This window comes from Nonomuraea sp. NEAU-A123, from assembly GCF_018603905.1.
In the GTDB taxonomy this organism is placed as follows: Bacteria; Actinomycetota; Actinomycetes; order Streptosporangiales; family Streptosporangiaceae; genus Nonomuraea.
The window spans coordinates 112,818-138,943 of record NZ_JAHFZZ010000005.1 but is presented as its reverse complement, the minus strand read 5'-3'; the positions used below and the strand labels follow the sequence as shown (position 1 = coordinate 138,943).

26 protein-coding genes and 3 pseudogenes are annotated in these 26,126 nt (G+C 70.5%); 10 read left to right on the top strand and 19 right to left on the bottom strand.

Going from position 1 to position 26,126, the window contains the following annotated elements:
* Positions 1-131 precede the first annotated feature (131 nt).
* Positions 132-737, bottom strand: a complete 606-nt coding sequence (locus tag KLK06_RS16360; RefSeq protein WP_308168283.1) for an HAD family hydrolase — start codon at positions 735-737, stop codon at positions 132-134.
* 349 nt (positions 738-1,086) lie between these two features.
* Between KLK06_RS16360 and KLK06_RS16355 the strand changes: the two genes are divergently transcribed.
* Both KLK06_RS16355 and KLK06_RS16350 read left to right on the top strand, forming a co-directional pair.
* The gene (locus KLK06_RS16355; protein ID WP_308168282.1) at positions 1,087-1,464 is read left to right on the top strand and encodes a glycosyltransferase family 9 protein; all 378 of its coding nucleotides are present in this window, start codon (positions 1,087-1,089) and stop codon (positions 1,462-1,464) included.
* A complete protein-coding gene (locus KLK06_RS16350) occupies positions 1,461-2,660 on the top strand; it encodes a glycosyltransferase (RefSeq protein ID WP_214636328.1) in 1,200 nt (399 codons plus the stop codon). Before KLK06_RS16355 ends, KLK06_RS16350 begins: the two co-directional genes overlap by 4 nt.
* A gap of 54 nt (positions 2,661-2,714) precedes the next feature.
* On the opposite strand, the gene mshC is transcribed toward KLK06_RS16350, so the two are convergent.
* Genes mshC through KLK06_RS16325 form a run of 5 tightly spaced genes read right to left on the bottom strand, consistent with a single transcriptional unit; the run spans position 2,715 to position 6,655 of the window.
* Positions 2,715-3,938: a cysteine--1-D-myo-inosityl 2-amino-2-deoxy-alpha-D-glucopyranoside ligase gene (gene mshC / locus KLK06_RS16345; protein WP_214636327.1), complete on the bottom strand. Its 1,224-nt coding sequence runs from the start codon at positions 3,936-3,938 to the stop codon at positions 2,715-2,717.
* A gap of 10 nt (positions 3,939-3,948) precedes the next feature.
* Positions 3,949-4,599 carry an NRDE family protein gene (locus tag KLK06_RS16340; RefSeq protein WP_214636326.1) on the bottom strand — a complete coding sequence of 217 codons (651 nt, stop codon included), beginning with the start codon at positions 4,597-4,599 and terminating at the stop codon, positions 3,949-3,951.
* 50 nt (positions 4,600-4,649) lie between these two features.
* The gene (locus tag KLK06_RS16335; RefSeq protein ID WP_214636325.1) at positions 4,650-5,414 is read right to left on the bottom strand and encodes an SCO1664 family protein; all 765 of its coding nucleotides are present in this window, start codon (positions 5,412-5,414) and stop codon (positions 4,650-4,652) included.
* Positions 5,411-5,959: a DUF3090 domain-containing protein gene (locus KLK06_RS16330; protein ID WP_214636324.1), complete on the bottom strand. Its 549-nt coding sequence runs from the start codon at positions 5,957-5,959 to the stop codon at positions 5,411-5,413. Before KLK06_RS16330 ends, KLK06_RS16335 begins: the two co-directional genes overlap by 4 nt.
* A gap of 9 nt (positions 5,960-5,968) precedes the next feature.
* Positions 5,969-6,655, bottom strand: coding sequence for an MSMEG_4193 family putative phosphomutase (locus KLK06_RS16325; protein ID WP_214636323.1), 687 nt, complete (start codon positions 6,653-6,655; stop codon positions 5,969-5,971).
* Between the two features lie 64 nt (positions 6,656-6,719).
* On the opposite strand from KLK06_RS16325, the gene KLK06_RS16320 reads away from it, so the two are divergent.
* Complete coding sequence (locus KLK06_RS16320) at positions 6,720-7,667, top strand: aldo/keto reductase (RefSeq protein WP_214636322.1); 948 nt, start codon at positions 6,720-6,722, stop codon at positions 7,665-7,667.
* A 127-nt stretch (positions 7,668-7,794) separates the two neighbouring features.
* A complete protein-coding gene (locus KLK06_RS16315; protein WP_214636321.1) occupies positions 7,795-8,640 on the top strand; it encodes a hypothetical protein in 846 nt (281 codons plus the stop codon).
* A gap of 40 nt (positions 8,641-8,680) precedes the next feature.
* On the opposite strand, the gene fabI is transcribed toward KLK06_RS16315, so the two are convergent.
* The gene (fabI, locus tag KLK06_RS16310) at positions 8,681-9,445 is read right to left on the bottom strand and encodes an enoyl-ACP reductase FabI (RefSeq protein WP_214636320.1); all 765 of its coding nucleotides are present in this window, start codon (positions 9,443-9,445) and stop codon (positions 8,681-8,683) included.
* Between the two features lies 1 nt (position 9,446).
* Entirely contained in the window at positions 9,447-10,142 is a 696-nt protein-coding gene (gene fabG, locus KLK06_RS16305) for a 3-oxoacyl-ACP reductase FabG (RefSeq protein WP_214636319.1), read from the bottom strand.
* 77 nt (positions 10,143-10,219) lie between these two features.
* Here fabG and KLK06_RS16300 point away from each other — a divergent pair, with 77 nt between their 5' ends.
* Positions 10,220-11,713: a TldD/PmbA family protein gene (locus KLK06_RS16300; protein WP_214636318.1), complete on the top strand. Its 1,494-nt coding sequence runs from the start codon at positions 10,220-10,222 to the stop codon at positions 11,711-11,713.
* A 59-nt stretch (positions 11,714-11,772) separates the two neighbouring features.
* Positions 11,773-13,128: a metallopeptidase TldD-related protein gene (locus KLK06_RS16295; protein WP_214636821.1), complete on the top strand. Its 1,356-nt coding sequence runs from the start codon at positions 11,773-11,775 to the stop codon at positions 13,126-13,128.
* A gap of 205 nt (positions 13,129-13,333) precedes the next feature.
* Here the strand turns inward: KLK06_RS16295 and KLK06_RS16290 are convergent, their stop codons facing one another.
* On the bottom strand, positions 13,334-13,546 hold the full coding sequence (locus KLK06_RS16290) for a dodecin (RefSeq protein WP_189126916.1): 213 nt from the start codon (positions 13,544-13,546) through the stop codon (positions 13,334-13,336).
* Positions 13,547-13,645: 99 nt separating this feature from the next.
* Here KLK06_RS16290 and KLK06_RS16285 point away from each other — a divergent pair, with 99 nt between their 5' ends.
* Positions 13,646-13,960 carry a DUF3099 domain-containing protein gene (locus KLK06_RS16285; protein WP_214636820.1) on the top strand — a complete coding sequence of 105 codons (315 nt, stop codon included), beginning with the start codon at positions 13,646-13,648 and terminating at the stop codon, positions 13,958-13,960.
* Positions 13,961-14,275: 315 nt separating this feature from the next.
* On the opposite strand, the pseudogene KLK06_RS59910 reads toward KLK06_RS16285, so the two are convergent.
* The 6 genes and pseudogenes from KLK06_RS59910 to KLK06_RS61460 form a co-directional block, all read right to left on the bottom strand.
* A pseudogene (locus tag KLK06_RS59910) lies at positions 14,276-14,521 on the bottom strand (DUF6457 domain-containing protein); the annotation flags it as partial.
* Between the two features lie 456 nt (positions 14,522-14,977).
* Positions 14,978-15,166: pseudogene (locus KLK06_RS63065) on the bottom strand (NTP transferase domain-containing protein); the annotation flags it as partial.
* A gap of 198 nt (positions 15,167-15,364) precedes the next feature.
* A pseudogene (locus tag KLK06_RS63060) lies at positions 15,365-15,529 on the bottom strand (NTP transferase domain-containing protein); the annotation flags it as partial.
* Positions 15,530-15,672: 143 nt separating this feature from the next.
* Positions 15,673-16,662, bottom strand: a complete 990-nt coding sequence (gene moaA / locus KLK06_RS16275; protein WP_214636316.1) for a GTP 3',8-cyclase MoaA — start codon at positions 16,660-16,662, stop codon at positions 15,673-15,675.
* Positions 16,663-16,774: 112 nt separating this feature from the next.
* Positions 16,775-17,539: an aminoglycoside phosphotransferase family protein gene (locus KLK06_RS16270; RefSeq protein ID WP_308168281.1), complete on the bottom strand. Its 765-nt coding sequence runs from the start codon at positions 17,537-17,539 to the stop codon at positions 16,775-16,777.
* Between the two features lie 202 nt (positions 17,540-17,741).
* The gene (locus KLK06_RS61460) at positions 17,742-17,873 is read right to left on the bottom strand and encodes a hypothetical protein (RefSeq protein ID WP_284735018.1); all 132 of its coding nucleotides are present in this window, start codon (positions 17,871-17,873) and stop codon (positions 17,742-17,744) included.
* 175 nt (positions 17,874-18,048) lie between these two features.
* Between KLK06_RS61460 and KLK06_RS16265 the strand changes: the two genes are divergently transcribed.
* Complete coding sequence (locus KLK06_RS16265) at positions 18,049-18,315, top strand: Atu4866 domain-containing protein (protein ID WP_214636315.1); 267 nt, start codon at positions 18,049-18,051, stop codon at positions 18,313-18,315.
* Positions 18,316-18,459: 144 nt separating this feature from the next.
* Here KLK06_RS16265 and KLK06_RS16260 read toward each other — a convergent pair whose 3' ends face one another.
* The 3 genes from KLK06_RS16260 to KLK06_RS16250 all read right to left on the bottom strand — a co-directional run bounded on the left by KLK06_RS16260 (position 18,460) and on the right by KLK06_RS16250 (position 22,341).
* On the bottom strand, positions 18,460-18,939 hold the full coding sequence (locus tag KLK06_RS16260; protein WP_214636314.1) for a hypothetical protein: 480 nt from the start codon (positions 18,937-18,939) through the stop codon (positions 18,460-18,462).
* A 162-nt stretch (positions 18,940-19,101) separates the two neighbouring features.
* The gene (locus KLK06_RS16255) at positions 19,102-20,436 is read right to left on the bottom strand and encodes a hypothetical protein (protein ID WP_214636313.1); all 1,335 of its coding nucleotides are present in this window, start codon (positions 20,434-20,436) and stop codon (positions 19,102-19,104) included.
* A 66-nt stretch (positions 20,437-20,502) separates the two neighbouring features.
* Positions 20,503-22,341 (bottom strand): long-chain fatty acid--CoA ligase, encoded by a 1,839-nt coding sequence (locus tag KLK06_RS16250; protein WP_214636312.1) that lies wholly within the window; start codon positions 22,339-22,341, stop codon positions 20,503-20,505.
* Positions 22,342-22,469: 128 nt separating this feature from the next.
* Here KLK06_RS16250 and KLK06_RS16245 point away from each other — a divergent pair, with 128 nt between their 5' ends.
* Positions 22,470-23,948, top strand: coding sequence for a peptide MFS transporter (locus tag KLK06_RS16245; RefSeq protein WP_214636311.1), 1,479 nt, complete (start codon positions 22,470-22,472; stop codon positions 23,946-23,948).
* An 11-nt stretch (positions 23,949-23,959) separates the two neighbouring features.
* Positions 23,960-24,574: a trimeric intracellular cation channel family protein gene (locus tag KLK06_RS62335; RefSeq protein WP_214636310.1), complete on the top strand. Its 615-nt coding sequence runs from the start codon at positions 23,960-23,962 to the stop codon at positions 24,572-24,574.
* A gap of 73 nt (positions 24,575-24,647) precedes the next feature.
* On the opposite strand, the gene KLK06_RS16235 is transcribed toward KLK06_RS62335, so the two are convergent.
* Positions 24,648-26,081, bottom strand: a complete 1,434-nt coding sequence (locus KLK06_RS16235; protein ID WP_214636309.1) for a PLP-dependent aminotransferase family protein — start codon at positions 26,079-26,081, stop codon at positions 24,648-24,650.
* Positions 26,082-26,126 lie beyond the last annotated feature (45 nt).

Sequence of the window (26,126 nt, the reverse complement as noted above, 5' to 3'; positions counted from 1 at the left end):
TCCGCAAAAAGTAGATCCCAATCGGCCAGGAATCCTGGTCAGCCCGTAACGCGCCGCTGCCGCGGCGGTGAGCTCCGGGTGGTTGACGAAGTTTTTACGCGGTCAACCCCGGCCGGCCTCGATCGTCTTCCTCACCAGCGGCTCCAGCCCACCACCGGTGACCAGACCGCGGAGCGCACCCTCCCGGAAGCCACCCCGCCGGCCTCGGCGACGGCGCTCAGCACGCGGTCCGCGAGGTCGGACAGGTCCTCGGCCACCTCGGCGGCCTGCTGGATCTCCTCCGCGCGGGTCTGGCCGCTCGGCACCAGGATGCCTCTGGCCCCCGCGGCCCTGGCCGCCTCCATGTCCCTGCCGATGTCGCCCACCACGACGCAGTCGCGCGGGCTGACGTCGAGGACGGCCGCCGCCCTGATCACCAGCCCCGGCGCGGGCTTGCGGCAGGTACAGCCGTCGGTGTCGTCGTGCACGCAGATGGCCCACGCGTCGAACGGGCCGAGGAGCTCCTCGACCCTGGCGTTCACCTGATCCATCTCGTCCGGCGTGAGCAGGCCCTTGGCCACGCCCGACTGGTTGGTGACCACCGCCACCTGCACGTCGGCCCGGCGCAGGCGCACCAGCGCCTCCCTCGCGCCCGGCATCGGCTCGACCCGCGCCGGGTCACCGTTGTAGGGGACGTCTTTGATCAGGGTTCCGTCCCGGTCGAAGAGCACAGCCCCGGGACGTCGTGGTTCGAACACCTTTCACCTCCGTCGCGCTGCCGCCCAGCTACCCGGGAGCCCCCTCCACAAACAACTACTCAGCGTGACCAACCGCAGAGCCCTCGGCCTGTTCCCCCGCCGCGTCAGGGCGTCCCAGGTTTGAGATCCACTTCTCTCGGTAGCCAAAGTCGATGAGATTTCTCGGCAGCAATGCGATCTTTCCTGGCCCCTGGCTCCGAGTTCGGCCCGCGGGCGCTGGGCCGCCGGGTTCGAATTACCGCCCGATGATCAGGGAAAACTCGCTGTCCGCCCACCACTTCCGGATATTGGGAACGTTATCGGGAACCTTATAGATACCGGCACAGGCGCCGGTGAAGGCGCGTACGTAGTGATCCACCCGGGGACGTCAGCACCCGCCAGGACCTGGCCTGCCGAGCGGCATCGGCAAGCGGTCCGGGAGCTGGCCGAAGACGGGCACCGGGTCGTCGTGACAGGCAAGGAGCGCGAGCTCACCGCCTATGTCGCCCACGATGTTGCGGTCGACCTCGGCGGTAGAACGACGCTCTCACAGCTGGCAGCCCTCATCGAGCGGGCCGGCGCGCTCGTGGCCGGAAACACCGGCCCCGCGCACCTGGCAGCCGCAGTCGGTACGCCTGCCGTGAGCCTGTTCGCCCCCCGGTTGTCCTGTCTCTGCCCCCGGGCACCCAGGTCTGTCACAGGTGACAAGCGAGCAGGTGGTCAAAGCAGTGAGGGAGCTGACCAGTGAATGTCGATCTGATCTCTGAACACGCGGACCCCCTGGCCGCGATCGGCAGCGTCGACTCCGGCGGCCAGAACGTCTACGTCGCCGCGCTGGCCGTCGCGCTGGGGGAGCGCGGGCACACGGTCGTCGTCCACACCCGCCGCTCCGATCCGGCCCAGCCGGACTCGGTGCCCCTGGCACCCGGCGTCACGGTCGAGTACGTCACGGCCGGCCCCGCGGTTCCGATCCCGAAGGACGAGCTCCCGCGGTACATGCCGGAGTTCACCGACCGTCTCGCCGATCGCTGGGCCGTGCGCCGGCCCGACGTCGCGCACGCGCACTTCTGGATGAGCGGCCAGGCGGCCCTGCAGGCCTCCGAGGACGTACCGGTGGTGCAGACGTTCCACGCGCTGGGCACGGTCAAGCGGCGCTGGCAGGGTCCGGCCGACACCAGCCCCGCGCACCGACTCGCGACCGAGCGCGAGATCGGCGCCCGCGCCGACGCGGTGCTCGCCACCTGCGGCGACGAAGTGAACGAACTGCGCGCGATGGGCGTGCCCGAGCAGCGCATCGCGGTGGTGCCGTGCGGCGTGGACCTGACCGAGTTCTGCCCCCAGGGCCCGGTCGCGCCGCGCGCCGGAGCGGGTACCCGGCGTCCGATGGTGCTCAGCATCGGCCGCCAGGTGCCGCGCAAGGGCGTCGACACGGTGATCCAGGCCATGCGCCGGCTTCCCGAGGCCGACCTGGTCATCGCCGGCGGGCACCAGGACGGCGAGGAGTCGGTACGGCTGCGCGAACTGGCCGCCGGATGCGGCGTCGGGGACCGGGTGCACGTGATCGGCAGCGTCCCCCGCGCCCACGTCCCGGCGCTCATGCGCTCGGCGGACGTGGTGGTCTGCGTGCCCTGGTACGAGCCGTTCGGCATGGTGGCGATCGAGGCGATGGCGTGCGGCGTGCCGGTCGTGGCCTCCGGGGTCGGCGGGCACCTCGACACGGTCGCCGGCTGCGGCGTGCTGGTGCCGCCGCGCCGCCCGCGAGCACTGGCCAGGGCCCTGCGCGACCTGCTCACCGACGAGGACCGGCGCAAGGCGATCGGCGCGGCGGGGGCACGCCGCGCTCAGGAGAGGTACGGCTGGGCGCGCGTCGCCGAACAGACCGAGGCCGTGTACGGGCAGGTGATCGACGGCAAGGTATGCCGCCTCGCCGCACTTGGGGGGTGAGCACAAGGGTCGATGACCACGCGGCCACGGTGCGCGAACGCCGGGCTGTCCTCTCTAGAGCGCGACGCCCAGCAGGGCGTCGGTCAGGTCGCGGACCAGGGCCGGTGCCGTCGGGTCCGAGCCGTCGCCCGACAGGGCCCGTTCGGCCCAGGCGTCGACGGCGGCCAGCGCGCCCGGCGTGTCCAGGTCGTCGGCGAGCCGTTCGCGTACCTGCGCCAGCAGCCCGGCCGCGTCGGGCGCCGCGGCCATCCCGACGGCCGAGCGCCAGACGGCCAGCCGGGCCTCGGCCGCGGCGAGCTGGGCCGGGACGTACTCCCAGTCCTCGCGGTAGTGGTGGGCGAGCAGCACGAGCCGGATCCCCATCGGGTCGTGCACGCCTCGCAGCTTGGAGACGAAGACCAGGTTGCCCTTGGACTTCGACATCTTCTCGCCGTCGAGCGCCACCATCCCGGCGTGCGTGTAGAACTTGGCGAACGGCCACTCCCCGGTGGCCGCGTGCCCCTCGGAGGCGCCGCACTCGTGGTGCGGGAAGATCAGGTCGGTGCCGCCACCCGCCACGTCGTAGCCGGCGCCCAGGTTGTCGAGGGCGATGGCGGTGCACTCGATGTGCCAGCCGGGCCGGCCGCGGCCGAGCGTCGACTCCCAGGCCGGCTCGCCGGGCCGCTCGGCCCGCCAGAGCAGCCAGTCGAGCGGGTGACGCTTGCCGGTCCTGCCGGGGTCGCCGCCGCGCTCGGCGAACAGCTCGATCATCCGCTCCTCGCTGTAGCCGGACACCTGCCCGAACTTGGGCGCGTCGGCCACGCTGAAGTAGACGTCGCCGTCGAGCTCGTACGTGACGCCCTTGGCCGCCAGCTTGGCGATCAGCTCGGCCACCCCGCCGACGACCTCGGTCACGCCGACGTACTCGCGCGGCGGCACGATGCGCAGCGCCTCCATGTCGGTGCGGAACAGCTCGATCTCCCGCTCGGCCAGATGCTGCCAGGTGATGCCGGTCTGCGCGGCGCGTTCCAGGAGCGGGTCGTCGACGTCCGTGGCGTTCTGGGTGTAGTGCACCTCGTGGCCCGCGTCGCGCCAGAGCCTGCCGACCATGTCGAAGGCCAGGTAGGTGTTGGCGTGGCCCAGGTGGGTGGCGTCGTAGGGGGTGATGCCGCACACGTACATGCGGGCGGTCGGACCCGGATCGGTCTGCCGGACCTGCCCGGCCGCCGTGTCGTAGAGCCGCAGTGGGACGCTCTCACCGGGAAGAGCGGGAATGGTGGGGGCAGACCACGATCTCATGCCTTTGAGCCTATCCGTCCCGATCAGCGGTCAGGTCCGTGAACTCGTGCGTCACACCCTCCGGCGCCAGCGTGACCAGGGTGACGGACAGCGAGGCGAAGACGCGGCCATCGGGCAGCTCGTGCCGGAGGATCAGGGCCGACGGGTCGGCTGAGGGGGCGGCGGCGATGAGCTCGCGCCAGTCGGCGGAGCTCTCGAAGCGCGAGCGGTAGGCGGCCACCCGTTCGTGTTCCGGGTTGAGGCCGGTGTTGACGATCATGCTGGTGCCGTCGGGCACCTCGGAGGTGCTGAGCCGTTCCCCGTCCCAGCTGAACAGGCGCGCCCGCGTCGGGTCGGCGAGCAGCAGGTGGAAGGGGTCATAGCGGGTCAGGTCGACGTCGGGCAGGTCGTCGGCCTCGACGGCGAGGAGCGGCAGGTCGCCGCGGGAGGTCCTGGTGGTCTCGGGAGCGGGCCGGCCGTGCCCGTTGAGGAGGGCGGCCGCGCGGCGCCTGGCGGAGTCGACGGCCAGCCAGGTGCCGCCCGCCTTGAGGTCGCGCCCGCCCAGCACGCCGGGGTGTTCGGGCCAGTGCTCTCCCGGCCCCTCCCAGGGCCGGTCGGCGAACTCGTCTCGCACGCCCATCAGCGTCAGGGGCCGGCCCGTCTTCACGATCACCGTGCACATAAGGCAAAGCGTAGTAAACGGATTTACCACGGCCGCCAGGGGATGGCCGTTTACATCGGCGGCCAGGGAATGGCCGGCCAGTCGCGGGAGGGGTAGGGGTGCAGGCCGGTTTCGAGCAGCCGTCTGATCCGGGTCCAGGTCGCCTCGACCTCGGCGAGCGTGAGCAGGTCGCGCAGCCTGCGGCCGAGCTGACCCGACTCGATGTCGCGCTCCAGTTTGGTGAGCGTGGCCACGGCCTCGCGGGCCAGCGGCTTGCCCCGCCACTGCCAGAGCACGGTGCGTAGTTTGTCCTCGGCGGAGAAGCAGACGCCGTGGTCGACCCCGTAGACGTGGCCGGTGGGCAGCGGCAGCAGGTGGCCGCCCTTGCGGTCGGCGTTGTTGATCACCGCGTCGAACACCGCCATCCGGCGCACCACCGGGTTGCGGCTGCGTACCAGGCGCATCAGGTCGACCTCGCGTTCGGTGTCGATCCAGAGCTGGCACATGCCGGGGCCGAACGGGCCCTCCCGGTAGACGGTCGGCGGCACGATCTGCCAGCCGGTCGCCTGGGAGACCTCGAACGCCGCGACCTCACGGGCGGCCAGCGTGCCGTCCGGGAAGTCCCAGAGCGGGCGCTCGCCGCGTACCGGCTTGTAGACACACGCGGCGGTGCGCCCGCCGAGCGTGATCGAGCAGTAGAGCGTCATGTTGGTCGCCTCGACGAGGCGGCCCGCGACCTCCAGGCGGCCGTCGCGGAGCAGCTTGAGCGCCCCCTCGTCCTCCAGGGGCGACGGGTGCGAAGGCTTGGTAGCCGGTTCGCTCTCCGGAGCGCTCATGACGTCGCCTCACCCCCGCGATAGCCGTTGAGACGGACGCAGACGTGTCCCTCGGGGTCGAGTGGCTGTCCGCAAAGGGGACACGCCGGTCGGCCCGCAGCGACGAGCTGGAGCGCCCGCTGAGTGAACGCACGGGCGACCCCGGCACTGATCCGCACCCGCAGCATGGCGGGCTCGGGTGCCTCGACGGCTTCCTCGTCGATGATCTCCTGCGCTTCGATCACCACCTGTGACGTGTCGGGATCCCAGGCCAGTGCCATGGTGCCGACCCTGAAGTCCTCGCTGACAGGCACCTCGAGGGGCTTGTCGTCGGTCAGGTCGGCGGGCGCCATGGCAGGCACGTGCGCGGTGCCCCCACTGCGGCGCAGCACCTCGTCGAGCAGCTCGTCCAGCCTGCCCGCGAGTGCGGCCACCTGCAGTTTCTCCAGCGCTACCGTGGTCAGTCTGCCCTCGGCTCTGGCCTGCAGAAAGAAGGCTCGTGCGCCCGGTTGCCCCAAGGCACCGGCCACGAACCTCTCTGGTGGGTCGTAGTCGAAGACCGGCATAGCCTGACCTTACGTGGTTCCGGGTCCACCGCCGACGGCGGCATCGCTCCCGGTGAGTTTTTCTCCCCCGTCTTTCTCCTCCGAATCCTCGGGAAGCTGCAATTCCCCCATATCGTTAAGCCTGAGCACAAAGGGACGCAGGGGGGCATAGCGAATGACGGTGAGAGCTGCAGGATCAGCTGTTATCCGTTGAAAGTGATCCAGATGGAGTCCCAGCGCATCGGCGACGATCGCCTTGATCACGTCTCCGTGACTGCAGGCCAGGTAGACTCCCTTCCCCCCGAGGCGTTGGTTCCACTCCCGTACGGCGGCCACGGCCCGGTGTTGCATTTCGGTCAGTGCCTCCCCTTCCGGAAATGTCACCGCACTCGGGTGAGCCTGCACGACCTGCCACAACGGCTCCTTCGCCAGCTCCGCCAGCGGCCGTCCGGTCCACGCTCCGTAACCGCACTCCACGAACCGCTCGTCGGTCTGTACGTCCATGCCGCGCCCTTCGGCGACGGCCAGGGCCGTCTCCTGGCAGCGTTCGAGCGGGCTGGAGACGATGGCGTCGAGCCGGACCCCCGCGATGCGCCCGGCCAGCGCCGCGGCCTGTGCCCGGCCCGCGTCGCTCAGATGCACTCCGGGAGTACGGCCGGCGAGCACCGGCCCGGTGAGGGCGGTAAGCCCATGGCGAACGAGAAGGAGGGTGGTCACCGACCAAGTGTCGCAGGCGTGGATCACGGCGTTTCACGCACCCGGGCGGTAACCTGGCGGGATCATGGAGCAGCGCTATGTCGGCCGGAGCGGCCTGTCGGTGTCCCGCCTGGGGCTCGGCACGATGACCTGGGGGCGTGACACCAGCGCCGACGAGGCGGCGGCGCAGCTGCGCACATTCATGAGCGCGGGCGGCACCCTGGTCGACACGGCCGACGTCTACACCGGCGGCGACGCCGAGCGCCTGCTCGGCCGGATGCTGCGCGACTCGGTGCCGCGCTCCGAGCTGGTGATCTCGACCAAGGCGGTGGTGACGCCGTCGGGCCGGCGGCCGCGGGACGCCTCCAGGCGCCACCTGATCGCCGCGGTCGACGACTCCCTGAACCGGCTGGGCCTCGATTACATCGACCTCTGGCAGCTGCACACCTATGACGCCGAGGTGCCGCTGGAGGAGACGATGGCGGCGCTCGACGCGATCGTCTCCTCGGGCCGGGCGGTCTACGCGGGCGTCTGCGACTACGCGGGCTGGCAACTGGCCGCCGCCGCGGTCATGCAGCGGGTGATCCCCGGCCGCATCCCGATCACCTCCGCCCAGGCCGAATACTCCCTGCTGGCCCGCGAGCCGGAGCGCGAGCTGCTGCCCGCCGCCGAGCACGTCGGCGCGGGCGTGCTGGCCTGGTCACCGCTCGGCAGGGGCGTTCTGACGGGCAAGTACCGGACGGGAATCCCGGCCGATTCGCGGGCCGCTACGCCGCATTTCGCCGATTTTGTCCGCCCTTATCTCGACGAGCGCAGCCGTCGTGTGGTCGAATCCGTGATGACCGCGGCCGACGGGCTCGGGGTCTCGCCGTTGGCGGTGGCGCTCTCATGGGTACGCGACCAACCGGGCGTGGCCTCCGCTATCGTCGGTGCCCGTACGCACGCTCAGCTCGCCGGCGCACTGACCGCCGAGGACGTGGTGTTGCCGCGAGAGATACGTGAGGCCCTGGATGACGTGTCGTCGCTCGACTGAGAGCGAACGAGAGTCATGCTCGCGTGTCACGCGTCGATACCGAATCGCAACTTTAGCCGGAAAACACCTGCGTCGCACCGCCGAAGTCCATCAAGATTTCCTCCGTAAGCAACCCAGGAGGGGACGGATGGGGAGCAGGACCGCGATCTCGGCTGGAGCTCTCGCATTGGCGCTGGTCGCGATCCCGGTCGTCGGGTCGCCCGCGCTGGCCGAGGCCACCGACTGCACGCGCGGCGACGGACTGCTCTCCGGAGTGACGAACGGCCTGTGCGACGTCGTGGAGGCGGTCACCGGCACGGTCGACACCCTCACGGGCGACACGCTCAATCCCGTGACGAAGAAGGTCGGCAAGACCGCGGACGACGTCCTCGGCACGGTGGGCGACGCGGTCCCGACGACGATCCCCAGCGCAACGGGGCAGCCCCAGCCGACACCGTCGGGCGACCACCTGCTGCCCAACACCCTCAGCGAGGTCTGTATCCCGGCGCTGGCCTGCGAGAACCAGGACGTCCAGACACAACACAAGGACCCTGAGAACCCGCAGGGCCCCGAGGACTCCGCCAAGCCCACGCCCACCGCGAAGCCCAACAAACGCGACAAGAAGGACTCAACGACGACGACAACCCTCCCGACGGGGGGCCCGACGCCGCCGCAGACCGAGCCCTACGAGCTGGGCACGACCGAACACCCGGTCAAGGACATCCAGACCGCCGACACGGACGAGCCCCGAATAGACCTCCTGTGGCCCAACCCCTTCGCCAGGGACCTCACCGATCCCATGCGCGACCAGCCCATCATCCGCCCGTCGAAACCGGCCTCGGACGTCCTGGGCACCTCGCTGACGATCGCCCTCCTGACGTCGGCGATCCTGGCCACCCGCATCGTCCAGCAGCGCCGCCAGCGTACGGAGCAGCCGGACTCGATCCCCTTCGAACCGGCCAGAGCGGCCAACAGCCGCCACCGCCTGGCTTAGACAGCCGGCGGCGACGGCCGCGGATCGGGGTCAGAACAGGTCAGGCACCGATCGCGTGGGCGCCGCCGTCCACGTGGACGATCTCGCCGGTGGTGGCGGGGAACCAGTCGGACATCAGCGCCACGCACGCCTTGGCGGCGGGGACCGTGTCGGACAGATCCCAGCCCAGCGGGGCCCGCTCCGGCCAGCTGTCCTCGAACTCCTTGAAGCCCGGGATCGACTTGGCCGCCATCGTGCGCAGCGGCCCGGCGGCGACGAGGTTGACGCGGATGTTCTGCTTGGCCAGGTCACGGGCGAGATAGCGGTTGCACGACTCCAGGCCCGCCTTGGCGACGCCCATCCAGTCGTAGACCGGCCACGCCTTGCTCGCGTCGAAGTCGAGGCCGACGACCGCGCCGCCCTCCTTCATCAGCGGCAGGCAGGCGACGGCCAGCGACTTGTAGGAGTAGGTCGAGATGTGCATGGCCGTGGCGACGTCCTCCCAGGTGGTGTTGAGGAAGTTGCCACCGAGGGCGCTCTGCGGGGCGAAGGCGATGGAGTGGACGACGCCGTCGAGGCCGTCGACGTGCTCGCCGATCCGGGCGGCCAGCGTGTCGAGGTGCTCAATGTTCTGGACGTCGAGCTCGAGCACCGGCGGCGTCTCGGGCAGCCGCTTGGCGATGCGCTCGACCAGGCTCATCCGGCCGAACCCGGTGAGCACCACGGTGGCGCCCTCCTCCTGGGCCAGCTTGGCCACCGAGAACGCGATCGACGCGTCGGTGAGCACGCCGCTCACGAGGATCCGCTTGCCTTGGAGAATTCCCACGTCAGTGCCCCATTCCGAGTCCGCCGTCGACCGGGATCACGGCCCCGGTGATGTAAGAGGCGTCGTCGCTCGCCAGGAAGCGGACGACGCGCGCGATCTCGCCCGGCGCCGCCTGGCGCCCGAGCGGGATGTTCTTGATGATGGCCTCCACGTCGAGATCGGCCGTCATGTCGGTGGCCACGAAGCCGGGCGCGACCACGTTGACGGTGATGCCGCGCGAGCCGTACTCGCGCGCCATGGAGCGGCCGAAGCCGATCAGGCCCGCCTTGGAGGCGGCGTAGTTGGTCTGGCCGGCCGAGCCGGACAGGCCGACGACGGAGGAGATGAGGATGACGCGGCCGCGCTTGAGCTTCATCATGGGCCTGATGGCCCGCTTGGCCACGCGGTAGGCGCCGGTCAGGTTGGCGTCGATGACGTCGGTGAAGGTCTCTTCCTTCATCATCGCCAGCAGCGTGTCCTTGGTGACGCCCGCGTTGGCGACCAGCACCTCGACCGGGCCCTGCTCGGCCTCGATCTTGTCGAAGGCGGCCTCGACGTCGGACATGCTGGTCACGTCACACTTGACGCCGAACAGCCCCTCCGGCGGCTCCCCCGATCGGTAGGTGACCGCGACGGCGTCGCCGGCCGCGGCTAGTTCACGGGCGATCGCGAGGCCGATGCCGCGATTGCCTCCGGTGACGAGTACTGAGCGTGCCATGGCACCAGACGCTATCTCTTACCGGCCGGTATGCCCTTGTCCGGGAGGTACAAGATCACGGGGTTAGGATCGTGGACATGCGCCAGATCGATTCCGATTTCCTGGAGCTGCCGATGCGGCAGCTGGCGGACGCCGCCCTGCAACGTGCTCGTGACCTGGGCGCCGAGCATGCCGACTTCCGGTTGGAACGCGTCAGAGCCGAGACACTCAGCCTCTACGACGCCCGGCTCGAAGGAGCCATGGACGCCGACGACCTCGGCTACGCGGTCCGTGTCGTCAAGGGCGGCACGTGGGGCTTCGCCGCCGGCATCCATCTCACGCCCGAGGCGGCGGCCACGGTGGCCGAGCAGGCGGTGCGGGTGGCCGAGGTGAGCGCCCCCATCAACCGGGAGCCCATCGAGCTGGCCCCCGAGCCGGTCCACGCCGAAACGGTGTGGGTCTCCGCCTACGACGTCGACCCGTTCGAGGTGTCGTCGGCGGAGAAGGTGGCGCTGCTGGCCGACTGGTCGGCCGGGCTGCTCAAGGGCGCCGACCACGTCTCGGCCCGGCTGCTCCAGGTCAAGGAGCAGAAGTTCTACGCCGACACGGCGGGCACGGTGACCACGCAGCAGCGGGTGCGGGTGCATCCGAAGCTCAACGCGATGAAGGCGGCCAATGGCGGGTTCGACGACATGTCGACGATCGCGCCTCCGGTGGGCCGCGGCTACGAATACCTGACGGGCACCGGCTGGGACTGGGCCGACGAGCTGGCCCGGCTTCCCGGGCTGCTGGCGGAGAAGCTGGCCGCGCCCTCGGTGGAGGCGGGCGACCACGACCTGGTGATCGACCCGTCCAACCTGTGGCTGACCATCCACGAGTCCATCGGGCACGCCACCGAGCTCGACCGGGCGCTCGGCTACGAGGCGGCCTACGCGGGCACCAGCTTCGCCACGTTCGACCAGCTCAACGAGCTCGTGTACGGCTCGCCGGTGATGAACGTGACCGGCGACAGGACGGTCACGCACGGCCTGGCCACGATCGGCTTCGACGACGAGGGCGTGCAGGGGCAGAGCTTCGACATCGTCAGGGACGGCATCCTGGTCGGCTACCAGCTCGACCGGCGGATGGCGCTGATGAAGGGGTTCGGGCGGTCCAACGGGTGCGCGTTCGCCGACTCGCCGGGACACACGCCGATCCAGCGGATGGCCAACGTCTCGCTCGCCGCCGCGCCCGACGGACCCTCGACCGAGGAGCTCATCTCGCGGGTCGAGCGGGGCCTCTACATCGTCGGCGACAAGAGCTGGTCGATCGACATGCAGCGCTACAACTTCCAGTTCACCGGGCAGCGGGCCTACCGGATCTCCCACGGCAAGCTGGCCGGGCAGGTGCGCGACTTCGCCTACCAGGCGACCACGACGGACTTCTGGCAGTCGATGGAGGCCGTCGGCGGCCCGCAGACGTACGTGCTGGGCGGCGCCTTCAACTGCGGCAAGGGTCAGCCGGGCCAGGTCGCGCCGGTCAGCCACGGCTGTCCGTCCGGGCTGTTCAGGGGCGTACGGATCCTCAACACCGTGCAGGAGGGTGGAAAGTGAGCGAGCGGCGATCCTCGGCGGGCCATACCGGCTCGCCCGTCCTGATCTCTCCGCAGGACATGGTGGAGAAGGCTCTGGAGCTGTCCACCACCGACGGGTGCGTCGTGCTCGTGGACGAGGGGTCCACGGCCAACCTGCGCTTCGCGGGCAACACGCTGACGACCAACGGCGTGGCCCGCTCCGCCCGGCTGACCGTGATCTCGATCGCGGGCCAGGGCGTGGGCGTGGTCTCCCGGGCCGCCGTACGACCGGATCAGCTCGCCGGTGTGGTGGCCGCGGCCGACCGGGCGGCGCGCGAGGCGCGACCCGCCGAGGACGCGCGGCCGCTGGTCGAAGGCGTCCCGGCGAGCCCCTCGTGGGCGGAGCCGGTGACCCCGACCGACATCGGGGTGTTCGAGCGGTTCGCGCCCGCGCTCGGCGACGCGTTCGCCGCCGCCGAGGCCGGTGGCCGGAGGCTGTACGGCTTCGCGGAGCACTCGCTGACCTCGACGTTCCTCGGCACGTCCACCGGGCTGCGCCTGCGCCACGACCAGCCGTCCGGGCGGCTGGAGCTCAACGCCAAGTCGGCCGACCTGAAGCGCTCGGCCTGGACGGGCGTGGGCACCCGCGACTTCTCCGACGTGGACGTGGCGGCGCTGGACGCGTCGCTGGCGCAGCGGCTGGAGTGGGCCAAGACCCGGGTGGACCTGCCCGCGGGGCGCTACGAGACCGTACTGCCGCCGAGCGCGGTGGCCGACCTGATGATCTACGCGTACTGGTCCGCGGGCGCCAGGGACGCGCTGGACGGCCGCTCGGTGTTCTCCAAGCCCGGCGGCGGCACCCGCGTGGGCGAGCAACTGGCCACGCTGCCGGTGACGCTCGCCAGCGATCCGGCCGCCTCCGGCATCGAGTGCGCGCCGTTCGTGATCGCCCACGCCTCCAGCCGCGAGAGCTCGGTGTTCGACAACGGCCTGCCGCTGTCGGCGACCGACTGGGTGCAGGAGGGGCGGCTCGGCGCGCTGCAGCAGACGCGCTACTCGGCCGAGCTCAGCGGGCTGCCCGTCACGCCCGCGATCGACAACCTGATCATGCGGGCGCCCGGCGACGGGCGTTCACTGGCGGAGATGATCGCCGGCACCGAGCGCGGCCTGCTGCTCACCTGCCTGTGGTACATCCGCGAGGTCGATCCGCAGACGCTGCTGGTGACCGGGCTCACCCGTGACGGGGTCTACCTGGTCGAGCACGGTGAGGTCGTGGGCGAGGTGAACAACTTCCGGTTCAACGAGAGCCCGGTCGACCTGCTGGGGCGGCTGTCCGAGGTGGGTTCCAGCGAGCAGACGCTGCCGCGCGAGTGGAACGACTACTTCAGCCGTACCGTGATGCCCGCCGTCAGGGTGCCGGACTTCAACATGTCGACGGTCAGCCAGGCGAGCTGACCGTGCCGCTCCGGTAGCGCGCGCCCGGGTCGCCCGGGCGCCCGCGTGGCCGGGGGGGCAATAAAGGCGGGCCCCCCGGCCGGGCCCGCGCGGCCGCGGGGCGGCGGCGCCGGGCGCCCGCCCGCCCCCCCGCTTCGCGGGGCTGTCATTCACGGCGTCGTCATTCACGGCGTCGCCGTTCGCGGGGCCGCCGTTCGCCGGGTCGTCAGGAGTCCTCCAGGCGGAAGCCCACCTTCATGCCGACCTGGAAGTGCGCGACCTCGCCCGCGTCGATGTGCCCGCGAACCTCCGTCACCTCGAACCAGTCGAGGTGCCGCAGCGTCTCCGACGCGCGCCTGATCCCGTTGCGGATGGCCTGGTCGACGCTCTCCCCCGACGTGCCGACGATCTCGGTCACCCGGTACGTACGATCCGTCATCTCCACATCCTCCTTACTCGAAGGCCATGATCGCATGACCGCTGTCGCCGGCCCCGGCCCCTGTCGCATGCGACCCCTACGGGGTCTACCGTGGAAGTCATGAAGGGGTGGCGCAAGAAGCAGAACGTCCACCAGGTCACGGACGCGAAACCGTCGCTGAGCTCGGACATCCATCGGCGAGAGATCAGCTACCTCATCAAGATGGGCATCCGCACGATGTGCCTGATCCTGGCCGTGGTGGTGCCGGTGCCGGTGCCGTACCGGCTGCTGTTCATCGCCGCTGCCGTTTTTTTGCCATACATAGCCGTAATCGGGGCCAATGAGAGAGGTCGGGATGCCCCTCCCCCTACCTTTCACACACCTGGAGCTAACCAAAGCGAGATACCAAGGCATCGACGCGAGATCGGGTCGTGACTAAGTCTTGACGCATCCCATGGGTTGTAGGTGTACGCTTTAGACAAGCGCTCCGGTCCCCCGTCGGAGTGCTGGTGCCGGCGTTCCGGGCCCCCGTCGGAACGCCGATGAAGCGACGCCGGGTGGTTTGCCCCCGTAACCACCCGGCGTCGCCCCTTTCCTGGGGAAACTCTCTCTCGGACGATCAGTCCAATAGCCCTGGAACCCACTTGGGTAGGGCCTCTTTCCCGAAATCGTTTACGCTCTGCGGCGCTCACTATTCGCATGAAATCCGCAACTTTGAGCATGGCTTGACATCAACAGTTCGTTGGAGTGTCAACTGTCGGTCAGCGTCTCGGCCGTGGCCTCACTCCAGTTCCTGGCGAGCGCGGTAATCCGGGCCACCGCGTCGGCGGGCGCGGTGCCGGCGCCCTCGGCGAGCCCCAGCAGATAGGCGGTCAGCGGCGCGGCGGGCCTGGCGACGCCGTGCGCCACCTCCTTGGTCAGCTCCAGGATCAGGTCCCGGTCGACGCGGGCGGGGTCGACGCCCAGTTCCTTGCAGGCCAGGGCGGTCCATTCGTTCAGCACGTTCATGCGAGCCTCCTCTAGATCGTCCATTGTGTCGCAGTCGAACCACGGCCGGCCGGGCAACGCCACACGAGCGCGGACGAGCGGGCCGAGCAGCCCTCGCAGGGAGCGCCCCGTATAGCCATCCAGCGCCCGGCGCAGCGTCTCGGCAGACCAGAGGCTCAGCAGCCACTGCTCCCGCCCGCCATCATCGACCACCACGACCCCACCGCCAGCATCCCCACCGCCCACCTGGCCGCCGCCCACGCTCTCGTGGCCGCCGCTCTCGTATGCGCCGCCCGCGTGCCCGCTGCTCACGTGGCCGCCGCCCGCGTGCCCGCCGCCCGCGTGCCCGCCGCTCTCGTGGCCGCTGCTCACATCGCCAGCGCCTACGTACCCGGCGCTCACGTCGCCGCTGCCCATGCCGACAGCCACGTCCTCGCTCACATCGGCGCTCACGTTTCCGCCGCCGCGCCCGGCGGGCGCCGCCTGGGACGAGGCGTGGAGCAGTTCGGCGACGTGCCCGGCTCTGAGGTACGGCAGGTCTCCGGCGAGCAACACCACGCGTGGCGCCGTGACCTCGCGCATCCCGGCCCGCAACGCCGGCACCGGCCCGCTGCCAGGCGGGTCCTCACGCGCGAAGACTATCCGCGGACGCTCCTCCAGCCGGGGCTCCTCCCCCTTCCGCGTCTCGCGCAGGAACTCCGCCCCTTGCCGCCTCTCGCGCGGGGACTCCACCCCTTGCCGCGTCTCGCGCAGAGACTCCGCCCCATACCGCGTCTCCTGCGGGGACTCCGCTCCATGCCGGTCCTCGCGCGAGGGCCCCAGCTTGCCGTGGTTCTCGCGCGCCCCCGGGAGCGGGCGTTCGGGGCCAACCACGATCACCGTGCGGGCTCCCGACGCCGCCAGCACGACGCTCTCGATCATCGCCCGGGCGCCGACGCTCAGGCCGGGCTTGTCCAGGCCGCCCAGCCGCCGCGCCTGTCCCCCGGCCAGGATCACCGCGTCGTACTCTCCGCCGATCGTCACGCCCCCACGGTACGCACCACGGCCGGGAGCCAACCGGCCACCCCGTCCCGGCACACAACTCTCGCCGAGCGGTGACTCCTTCCCGCACATCGTATGGAGAAGGCCCAGCCGTTCCGTACAACGTACGAGAAAAGAGGCTAGCCGCCGATCGCCGACATCGGCCGGGACGGCTGGAGGAACGACGGGTCGTCGATGCCATGCCCGGCGCGCTTGCGCGAGACGGCGGCGATCCAGCGGGCGGCGAGTTCCTCGTCGGAGGCGCCGTCCCGCAGAGGCGTCTTCAGATCGGACTCCTCGGTGGCGAACAGGCAGTTGCGGATCTGCCCGTCGGCGGTCAGCCGTACGCGGTCGCACGCGCCGCAGAACGGGCGCGTCACCGACCCGATCACGCCCACCCGCGCGGGCCCACCGTCGACCAGGAACCGCTCGGCGGGAGCGCTGCCGCGCTCCTCGAGGTCGTCGGGCGTGAGGTCGAACGAGACCGACAGCAGCGCGAGGATCTCGTCGGCGGTCACCATGCCCTCACGGGTCCAGCCGTGCTGGGCGTCGAGCGGCATCTGCTCGATGAAGCGCAGTTCGTAGCCCTGCTCGAGGCAGTAGCGCAGCAGCGGCACGGCCTCGTGGTCGTTGACGTCGCGCATCAGTACGGTGTTGACCTTGACAGGACGCAGACCCGCGTCATGGGCGGCGCTCAGCCCGGCGATGACGTCCTCGAACCTGTCGCGGTGCGCGAGCCGCTTGAACGTGTCGCGGTCGAGCGTGTCCAGCGAGACGTTCACCCGGTCGAGACCCGCCTCGACGAGCGTCCCGGCCAGCCGGGCCAGCCCGATGCCGTTGGTCGTCAGGGACACCTGCGGCCTGGGGCTGAGCGCGGCGGTACGGCCGACGATGTCGGGCAGCTCGCGGCGCAACAGCGGCTCGCCCCCGGTGTAGCGGACCTCGGTGACACCCAGCTGTTCGACGCCGATCGTGACCAGCCTGACGATCTCGTCGGCCGTGAGGAGCTGGGCGTTGGGCAGCCAGTCGAGCCCTTCGGGTGGCATGCAGTAGGTGCAGCGCAGGTTGCACTTGTCCGTGAGGGACACCCGCAGATCCGTCGCCACCCGTCCGAACGAGTCTCGCAACATGGCGTCACCTCCTGTCTATCGCTAGAACGCCAGCCTATGTCGGCCTTCCGGCCGCCCCCAAAACCGACAAGTCACCCGACGACAACGCGGCTCGTGATCAGGTGATTCCTGGCTAGGGGTGCCGGAACGTGGTGGCGTGGCGGGTGATGTGTTCGATGTCCGTCCGGTAGAGGTCGGCGTGCCCGGCGGCCAGGTGGGCGGCGAACGCCTCGTTCCCGGCTGCGGCCTGCTGCCGCATGTGGTCGACCATCGCCCGCAGCCGTTCCGCCGCCATCTCGGGCAGCGCCGTCCGCTCGTCGTCGGAAAGGCCGTAGGCGTCGCCGAGCAGTCGTAGCCGCCTGGCCTGCTCGGTCACCGGCAGTACGGCCTCGCCGTTGCCGACGGCCGACAGCGGGACGAACCGGTAGGCGGCGTAGGCGACGTCCCACAGGCGCGGCCCGGGATGGGCGGTGTCGAAGTCGATGAGCGCCACCGGCAGGCCGTCGCGGTAGACGCAGTTGTAGGGCGCGATGTCACCGTGGCAGACGACCTCGGCCGGCTCGCGCGCCGGGAAGTACCACTCGGCGTCCTGTTCCGTGAAGTCCGCGGTGGCGTCGTGATAGGCCCGCATGAGTACGGCCAGCGCCTCCAGCGCGGCGTCGCTCCAGGCGTAGGCGGGCACCGGGTAGTGCGCAACGTCACCCGGGACGAAGTCGAGGACCTCCCGACCGGCCTCGTCCAGCCCGTGAGCGCGGGGCGCCCCCTTGAACCCGGCCGCGGCGAGGTGCTCCAGCAGACGGTGCACGGCCGGCGTCCACGGACCGGTCGGCCGCCGGACGGTGTCACCGACCCGGACGACCGAGTTGACCCCACCCCCGGCTAAAGGTTCTTCGATCACCCGCGGGACTCTACGCCATCACCGCGAACCTCGGCTGAGAGCCACATGGCTTGGGCCTCAGGACCGCGGTCTCACGGACGCGATATCACGAACGCGCCCTCAGGATCGCGGCTTCGAGACCGTCTCCTCCGGAGGCCGCCGCATCAGGGATGCCGCCGCCCGGACGCCGACGCGCCCTCAAGCCCGCCCCACGAGCCGCTGTCTAGGGCCCCCGCCTCGAGATCGCGGCCTTGGAAGCGCGCGGTCCGTCGGCGACGGTCAGGAGATGCGCGATGTCCGGGAGCTGGCCGGCCTGCGCGGACATCAGCACCACGATCGCCCGACACACGGCCATCAGCGGTACGGGTGCGGCAGGTCTCAAGGATGCGGCACTAGCCGAAGCGAAGCCGCGGGACGTACAAAAACGGCGGCTGCCTGGGGGTCGCGCACCCAGGAAAAGCTCAGCCTGTCACCGGCTTCCGGCCGACGGGAGACTGACCCCGGAACAGACAACCGACGAGGGGGATGCGATGTCCAGCGAGGCAGCCGACGTGAACGTGGTCGGCATGTGGGTGACGGCCGACGGCTACATCCGGCAGGAACTGCTGGCGAACGGCCGCTACGACGAAGCTCGCGGCGATCGGCGCAGCGCCTACACCGGCCGCTACACGGTGACGGGCGCCCATCTGGATTACGTGGACGACACCGGGTTCACCGCGACGGGCGACATCCGCGACGGCGTCCTCTACCACGAGCACCTGGTGCTCTACCGGGAGGAACCGCACCCCGGAGCATGAACCAGCCGCTTCCGGCCGGGACCCGGCCCTGCGGCCACAAGCGCTTCCGAGTCGGGCCCCGAAGCCGGTCGGCCCTTGCCGGTACAGAAGCGAAAACGCCCGGCCCCATTTCGGGGACCGGGCGTTCGCGAGCCGGGTGTGTGGTCAGTGGCGGCGGCCGACGACCTTCACCCAGTCGGTGGCCTGCGCGCCGTCGAGCCACTTGGCTCCCTCGAAGACCGCCTTCCAGGTGCCCGAGGTGTACGCGGGGACGCGGGTGGAGAAGTAGCCGTCACCGCTGGTCTTGACCGACTCCACGTACTCCCAGCGGCCGCTGCCGTCCGCCTGGAAGAGGATCGCGATCCGCTTCCAGCCCAGGCGGTGCCACGACTCCGACTCCTTGCAGTAGTCGGCGTTGTGGACAGACACGAAACCGCTGATGTAGTCCTCTTCGCACTCCACCGACAGCTTGCCTTCGAGCGTCAGCGGCTTGCCGCGCCAGGCCGGTTCGGGGTTGGCGTCGAGCGTCAGGCGGGTGTGACCACCGTCGAACCCGGGATCGGCCAGCGCCGGCGTGGCGGCGGTCGCCACGACCGTGGCGCCCAGAGCAGCCACCGCCAGTCCGGCGGCGAGACGTCGCATCATGAATGAACTTCCTTCCCCGTAGGAGAACGCGCCCCAAGGACAGAACACGTCAACGCCAATGACGCCTAAAGGCAAGGAAAAGTTGCGAAGTTCTCGATCACAATCGTGCAACGACAATTCATCCGATGGGCTTTATCGCACGATTTTTATCCTTTTATCCGATTATTCAGAGCTTTCGTGGATTCGGGAGATCTTGGAGGCGTAGTGGGCGGTTCCCAGGTAGCGGGCCCGCCAGTAGCCGCCGGCGCGTCCCTGGACCGTCTTGGCGAAGTCGCCCGTCTCGCCGGTGGTCGTGACCGCCACCCGCTCCCACTCGTCGTCGGCCTCCGCGCGCCACAAGATCTCCACCCGCTGGTCCGCGAACGGCGCGTATTCCGCGTATCCGCGCGGGTCCACCCTGGTCAGGGAGCCGTGCAGCCGTACGGAATCGGGGGCGCCCGCCCTTTCCGCCCGTACGGACGACATTTTGGTCTCGCGCTTGAGCTGGAATGTCTGATGCCGCGTCACGCTCGTACCGTCGTCGCCGGTCGCGGTGGCGGTGATCGTCCACGTTCCCGACGGGTAGAAGCGGGTGAGTACCTTGTCGGGGAGGAACCGCCAGGTCTGCCAGTTGTCCCTCATCCGCATCCCGCCCGGCGTCGTACGCCACACCGGCATGAGTGCCGGCGCGGGTTCCACGTTGACGGGGCGGGGCTGCGGCTCCCTGGCCGCCGCCCAGACGCCCGGCCCGAACCAGCCCGGCCACCCAGCGCGGCCGGGCTCCGTAGTAGCCGTGCCGACGCCCCCGGCAGGGTCCACGGTGGCCTCTCCGCCCGGGGCGAGGTTGATGGCCGTCTTGACGTCTGAGTCGGGGTGGACGGCCGCGTTCGCGCCCTGCGCGGGGGCCGTGTTCGCGCCCTGCGCGGGGGCCGTGGAGGGTCGCACGCCATCCGTGGGCCGCCCGTCGTAAGCCGGTCGCGTGTCCCAGTCGGTCCGTACGGCCAGACGGGCGTGCCCACTGGGCTGCCGGAGAGCGGCGGGAAGCTCCTGGACGCGAGAGGCGCCACCAGGCCCGCCGACCGCTACCCGCAAGGCGCCATCGGGCCTGGCGACCGCGGTGCGCAAGGCGCCACGGTGCCCGCCGACGGCGGCGCGCGAGGCCGAGGCCGGAGCCGCTGTGGCGGACCGGCCTGTCGCGGCAGACCCGGTGGGACCGGGCGCGAGCACCCCGGTGCTGGGCGAGGAGGGCTTGGAGGTGACAAGGGATCCGCCGGTGACAGAGTCCGTGGCATCGGGCGTGGACCCGGGCTCCACCTGGATGGTCACCCCGTCTCTCCCCCTCACCCCCTTGGCGATCACGTCGATCACCAGCCGGACGGAGTTCCCGGCCCCGACCACAGGGCTTGCCGGTCGTACGTTGATCTCACGAATCGCGAGCTCGGTCGCGGCAGAGGACGCCGGTATGGGCACCGTGAGCGCCCCCGCCGCGAGCGAGACGAGAAGAAGACTTCTGATCATGACCGAGACGGTAGGAACCACCCGGTAATGACCACGACCACGACTCACGCCCTCAACGGCAAAGGATCAGCCGGAGTACAGCCCCTCGATGACGTCGGCGTACTTGGCGTGGATGACCCGCCTCTTGAGCTTCAGGCTGGGCGTCAGTTCCTCGGTCTCGGCCGTCCACTCGGTGCCGAGCAGCGCCCACCGCTTGACCTGCTGCACCCTGGCCAGCTTGGCGTTGGCCACCACGACGGCGGCCTCCACCTCCTTGAGCACGTCGGAGTGCTCCGCCAGTTCGGCGAGCGAGCCGAACGTGATGCCGCGCGCCTGCGCCCAGCCGGGCGCCACCTCGGCGTCGAGCGTCAGCACGGCCACCGGGTAGGCGCGGTTGTCGCCGTAGGCGAGGGCCTGGCCGATGAGGGGGTGTTCCTTGAGGTGGTTCTCGATCTCGGCCGGGGAGATGTTCTCGCCGCCGGCGGTGATGATCAGCTCCTTCTTGCGGTCGACGACGCGGTAGAAGCCGTCGTCGTCGACCGTGCCGATGTCGCCGGTGTGCAGCCATCCCTCGTCGTCGATGAGCTGGGCGGTCTCCTCGGGGCGGTTGAGGTAGCCGCGGGTGTTCAGCGGGCTGCGGGTGAGAAGCTCGCCGTCGGCGGCGATGCGGACCTCGACACCCGCCTCGGCCCGGCCGACGGTGCCGAGGCGGTAGCAGGCGGGACCGTTGCCGGTGAAGGCGCCGGTCGTCTCCGTCATGCCGTACACGTCGATGACCTTCAGCCCGAGACCGGCGTAGAAGCGCTGCACCTCGCCGGGGAGCGGCGCGGCGCCGGTGGCGGTCCACTCGGCGCGGTCGAAGCCGATCATGCCGCGGATGATGGACAGCAGCGAGGAGTCGGCCTGCTCGTAGGCGGCCCTGATCTCGGGGGTGATCGTGCCGCCGTACTGCCCGGCCTCGACGTAGGCGACGCCGGCCGCCATGGCCTGGCGTACGGCGGCCTGCTGCTCTTCCGGCTGGGTGGCCAGGACCGCCAGCAGGCGGGCCATCATCTTCTCCCACACGCGCGGCACGCCGAAGAACATCATCGGCTTGACCTGCCCGAGCGTGGCGCCGAGGTTGGCCAGGTCGGTGCAGAAGTGCACGTGGGAGACCTTCACCAGCGGCAGGTAGAGGCTCAGGACCCGCTCGGCGATGTGGGCGTAGGTGAGGTAGGAGATCTGCGTGCCCTGGACGGGCAGCGCGGTGATGCGGTCGGTCGATTCGACCTCGTAGAAGACGTTCGTGTGGGTGAGGGGGACGCCCTTAGGCCTGCCGGTGGTGCCCGAGGTGTAGAGCACGGTGGCCACGTCGGCCGCCGTCACGGCGCGCCAGCGGGCCTCGACCTCTTCCGGGTGCGCGGCCAGCGCGGAGCGCCCCAGCTCCAATAAGTCCGGCCAGGACATGAACCGGTCGTCGTCGTCGGGCACGCCCTCCAGCATGATGATCTTGCGTAGTCCCGTCAGCTCGCCGAGCACCGGCCGCCAGCGGGCCAGTTCGGCGGGGCCGCCGAGCACCACGATCCGGGCGCCCACGTCGGCGGCGACGAACGCGATCTGGTCGGGCGCGAACGTCGAGTAGACGGTGCAGCCGACGCCGCCCGCGTGCACGGCGCCGAGGTCGGCCAGCACGTGCTCGCTCCTGTTGACCATCATCAGGGCGACCGACTCGCCGGGTTCCAGGCCGAGTGCGGCGAATCCGGCCGCTATCTCCAACACCTGCTGCCTGGCCTGACCGTAACTCAGCGTGCTCCAGCCGCCGTCGACGGGATCGGAGTAGGCGGGCGCGTCCGGATAGCGCTCGGCGAGCTCGCTGAGCTGCCCGCATACGGTACGACCGGCGATTGACCGCTCGATCTCCGCCCGGACCTCGAGGACATCCGCCATGGCACCCGCCTCCAGTCAGTGGTCACTTGCTGAGCTGGCATGCATCGCACCACACCACCGGGGTAGCGGCAAGGCCTGGGCATCACCGTCACGTAGAGTAATGAATCGCACACAGAAGGGGCGGGCGCATGAGCAAGGAAGAACGGACGTTCTTCGGGCATCCGTGGGGCCTTGCGACGCTGTTCGGCACCGAGATGTGGGAGCGATTCAGCTGGTACGGCCTGCGCGCCATCCTCGCCACCTTCATGGCGGCCTCACCCGCCCAGCACGGCCTCGGCATGACCGAGCAGACCGCGCAGGCGGTCGTCGGCGTCTACGGCGCGCTGATCTACCTGGTGGCGCTGCCCGGCGGCTGGATCGCCGACCGGATGCTGGGCCCGCGCAGGTCGGTCTTCTGGGGCGGCTTCATCATCATGTGCGGCCACATCAGCATGGCCCTCCCGGTCGGCGGGGCGTCCTTCATCTGGCTCGGCCTGCTGCTGATCATCTCGGGCACCGGCCTGCTCAAGCCGAACATCTCGGTCATGGTCGGCCGGCTCTACCGCGACGAGGACGACGGGCGCAGGGACGCCGGGTTCTCGCTGTTCTACCTGGGCATCAACCTCGGCGCCTTCATCGCGCCGATCGTGGTGGGCGGGCTGGCCGCGGGCGGTCGCTGGCATCTCGGCTTCGGCGCGGCGGCGGTCGGCATGGCACTCGGCCTGCTGCAGTACACCCTGGGCAGGAAGAGCCTCAGAGGCGTCGGCGACCAGCCCGGTCTGCCACTGACGCCGCCCGAGCGGGCGCGGGTCATCAAGATCGTCTCGTTCGCGGTGGCCTTGACCGTGGTGGCCATGGCGATCTGGGTGGCGACGGGCACGTTCACGCTGTCCAGGTTCACCGTGGTGGTGACGGTCGTGGTGCTGACGGTGCCGGTGCTCTACTTCGGCTACATCATGCTCGGCAGCCACGATCTGACCGAGGACGAGCAGTTGCGGATGAAGGCGTACATCTGGCTCTTCGTGGCGGCCGCGATCTTCTGGATGATCTTCGATCTGGCGCCGAGCAAGCTGCTGTTCTTCGCCCAGAACAACACCGCCCTGTCGCTGTTCGGCCTCCCGATCCAGGCGGCGACCACGCAGTCGTTCAACTCGCTGTTCATCCTGATCCTGGTGCCGGTGTTCGCGGCGCTCTGGACCAAGCTGGGGACCCGGGTGAGCACACCGCAGAAGTTCGCGTTCGCACTGTTCATGGCGGGTCTGAGCTTCGTGGTCATGGCGGTGGCGGCCAGGCTGGCCGAGGCGGGCAAGGTCTCGGTCTGGTGGCTGGTGCTGGTGTACCTGATCCAGGTGTTCGGCGAGCTGTCGCTCAGCCCGGTGGGGCTCTCGGTCACCACCAAGCTGGCGCCGCGGGCGTTCAAGGGGCAGATGCTCGGCATCTGGTTCATCGCGGTGTCGGTGGGCGACGCGGTCGGCGGGCAGACCGGACGGCTCACCTCCGTGCTGTCCGAGCCCGCGTACTACCTGTTCCTGGCCGCGATGGCGATCGTGGGCGGAGCGGTGCTGCTGGTGTTCACGCGGCGGCTGCGGGCGCTGATGGCTGAGCACCATCCGACCACTTTCAGGTAGAAATCAGTCTTGTGTCGGAAATTCTCGATCTCGTAGGCATCTTCGTCTTCGCCCTGTCGGGTGCGCTGATGGGCGTACGCAAGCGGCTCGACATGGTGGGCATGGCGGTGATCGCCGAGATGACCGCCCTGGGCGGCGGCGTCGTGCGGGATCTGATCCTGAACGTCCGGCCCACCGCCTTCCAGAGCAACGGCTACGTGCTCGTGCCGGTGGTGGCCACGGCCATTGTGTTCTTCTGGCATCCGCACGTGGCCAAGGTGATGCCCGCCATCCTGGTGCTCGACGCGGCGGGCCTCGGCCTGTTCTGCGCGGTGGGCACCGAGAAGGCGCTCGACTACGGGCTCAACCCCCTGCACGCGGCCCTGCTCGGCGTCACGACGGCCGTCGGCGGCGGCATGCTGCGCGACGTGCTGGCCGGGGAGATCCCGACGCTGCTGTACGACCGCCAGCTCTACGCGGTGCCCGCGATGCTCGGCTCGGCGGCCATGGCGGCGCTCTACACGATCGACCTGCACGGCTGGCCCGCCACGCTGGCCGCCGCCGTACTGGCCTTCGTCCTGCGCATCGCCGCGATGCGCTACAACTGGCGCGCGCCGCTGGCCAGGGGCGTCAAGCCGCCGGAGTGAGCCGGGGCCGGTCAGACCATCGGCGTCAGCGAGCCGGGCCGGTCAGACCATCGGCATGAGCGAGCCGGGCCGGTCAGACCATCGGCATGAGCGAGTCGGGCAGCCGCGGCCTGGCGCCGACGGGCCCGTGCTCGTGGGCCGCCGCGATGCGGGTGACGGCGTCGGTGAGCACCTGGGGCGGCTGCGTGTACGGCAGGCGCAGATAGCCCTCCAGCGTGCCCTCCAGCCCGAACCAGGGCCCTGGCGCGAGCCGTACCCCATGATGGGCCGCGGCGTCGGCCAGGGCGACGGACGAGCCGCCGTCGAGCCGCACCCACAGCGTGCCGCCGCCCTTCGGCACGGTGAAGCTCCACCCGGGCAGCCGTTCGCGGAGCCCGGCGACGAGCGTGTCGCGAGAGGCCCGCAGCGTACGGCGGCGCTCGGCCCTGGTCTGCTCCATCCTGTCGAACAGCCGCGCCACCACGAGCTGCTCCAGGACCGGGCTGGCGATGTCCACAGCCCCGCGGTGCACGGCCAGGCGGCGGGCCAGCGCGGCCGTGGTGCGCACCCAGCCGATGCGCAGCCCGCCCCACCACAGCTTGGAGGCCGAGCCGATGCTGATCATCCTGCTGTCGGTGTCGAAGGCGGCCATGGGCGCCGTCCGTGGCACCTCGTCCAGGGCCAGCTCCGACCAGGTCTCGTCGATGACCAGCATGGTGTCCGTACGCCTGGCGGCCCCGGCGATCGCGGCCCTGGTGGCGTCGTCCATGAGCGCGCCGGTCGGGTTCTGGAAGTCGGGCATCAGGTAGGCCAGCCGGGCCGCGGACTGGCGCATGGCGCAGGAGACCAGGTCGGCCTGCCAGCCCTCGTGCGAGATGCCGACGGGCACCATCCGGGCGCCGCGCTGGCGGGCCACGTCCATGGCGTGCGGGTAGGTGGGCGACTCGACGAGCACCGGGTCGCCCGCGCCGACGAGCAGGCCGAGCACGAGCTGGATCGCGTGCTGGGAACCGGTGGCGACGAGGATCTGCTCCGGCCTGGTGGCCAGCCCGCGGCCGGTGTAGTGGGCGGCGATCCGCTCCCTGAGCGCGAGCAGGCCCATCGGGTCGTAGCCGTGGCCCATGCCGTACCTGGGCAGGTCCGCCACGGCCTCGGTCATGGCCTCGGCCAGCGCCGACGGCGCGGGCGGGGCGGCGCAGTGCAGCGGGATGAGGCCGTCGCCGTCGACGGACAGCCACGGGTTCTCCGCCGACATGGCCGGGTCCGGCAGCACGGTCCAGCTTCCCGAGCCCTGCCTGCTCTCCAGGTAACCCCGCTCGCGCAGCAGGTCGTAGGCGGCGGTTACCGTGGTGCGGCTGACCGCCAGCGTCTGGGCCAGGTCTCGCTCGGCGGGCAGGCGCACCCGTACCGGCAGGCGGCCGTCCATGATGAGCGCGCGCACGGCGTCGGCGAGCGCGCGGTAGTACGGCCTGGCGCCCGCCGGGATGTCCACCAGCCTGGCCACCTGCGTCGCCGACAAAAACCTCATAAAGGCCACTTTCCGGGATTGGCCCTGGTTTGGCAAGCAGTGGCC

Bases quoted from the DNA above. Each gene is read 5' to 3' on its own strand.
- KLK06_RS16335 (WP_214636325.1), bottom strand. From the start codon at position 5,414: ATGAGCGCTCCGGAGAGCGAACCGGCTACCAAGCCTTCGCACCCGTCG.
- KLK06_RS16285 (WP_214636820.1), top strand. From the start codon at position 13,646: ATGAAGGGGTGGCGCAAGAAGCAGAACGTCCACCAGGTCACGGACGCG.
- KLK06_RS16250 (WP_214636312.1), bottom strand. From the start codon at position 22,341: ATGGCGGATGTCCTCGAGGTCCGGGCGGAGATCGAGCGGTCAATCGCC.
- KLK06_RS16245 (WP_214636311.1), top strand. From the start codon at position 22,470: ATGAGCAAGGAAGAACGGACGTTCTTCGGGCATCCGTGGGGCCTTGCG.
- KLK06_RS16315 (WP_214636321.1), top strand. From the start codon at position 7,795: ATGGGGAGCAGGACCGCGATCTCGGCTGGAGCTCTCGCATTGGCGCTG.
- KLK06_RS16300 (WP_214636318.1), top strand. From the start codon at position 10,220: ATGCGCCAGATCGATTCCGATTTCCTGGAGCTGCCGATGCGGCAGCTG.
- KLK06_RS16255 (WP_214636313.1), bottom strand. From the start codon at position 20,436: ATGATCAGAAGTCTTCTTCTCGTCTCGCTCGCGGCGGGGGCGCTCACG.
- moaA (WP_214636316.1), bottom strand. From the start codon at position 16,662: ATGTTGCGAGACTCGTTCGGACGGGTGGCGACGGATCTGCGGGTGTCC.
- KLK06_RS61460 (WP_284735018.1), bottom strand. From the start codon at position 17,873: ATGGCCGTGTGTCGGGCGATCGTGGTGCTGATGTCCGCGCAGGCCGGC.
- KLK06_RS16260 (WP_214636314.1), bottom strand. From the start codon at position 18,939: ATGATGCGACGTCTCGCCGCCGGACTGGCGGTGGCTGCTCTGGGCGCC.
- KLK06_RS16330 (WP_214636324.1), bottom strand. From the start codon at position 5,959: ATGCCGGTCTTCGACTACGACCCACCAGAGAGGTTCGTGGCCGGTGCC.
- mshC (WP_214636327.1), bottom strand. From the start codon at position 3,938: ATGAGATCGTGGTCTGCCCCCACCATTCCCGCTCTTCCCGGTGAGAGC.
- fabG (WP_214636319.1), bottom strand. From the start codon at position 10,142: ATGGCACGCTCAGTACTCGTCACCGGAGGCAATCGCGGCATCGGCCTC.
- KLK06_RS16340 (WP_214636326.1), bottom strand. From the start codon at position 4,599: ATGTGCACGGTGATCGTGAAGACGGGCCGGCCCCTGACGCTGATGGGC.
- KLK06_RS16265 (WP_214636315.1), top strand. From the start codon at position 18,049: ATGTCCAGCGAGGCAGCCGACGTGAACGTGGTCGGCATGTGGGTGACG.
- KLK06_RS16295 (WP_214636821.1), top strand. From the start codon at position 11,773: ATGGTGGAGAAGGCTCTGGAGCTGTCCACCACCGACGGGTGCGTCGTG.
- KLK06_RS16290 (WP_189126916.1), bottom strand. From the start codon at position 13,546: ATGACGGATCGTACGTACCGGGTGACCGAGATCGTCGGCACGTCGGGG.
- KLK06_RS16320 (WP_214636322.1), top strand. From the start codon at position 6,720: ATGGAGCAGCGCTATGTCGGCCGGAGCGGCCTGTCGGTGTCCCGCCTG.
- KLK06_RS16235 (WP_214636309.1), bottom strand. From the start codon at position 26,081: ATGAGGTTTTTGTCGGCGACGCAGGTGGCCAGGCTGGTGGACATCCCG.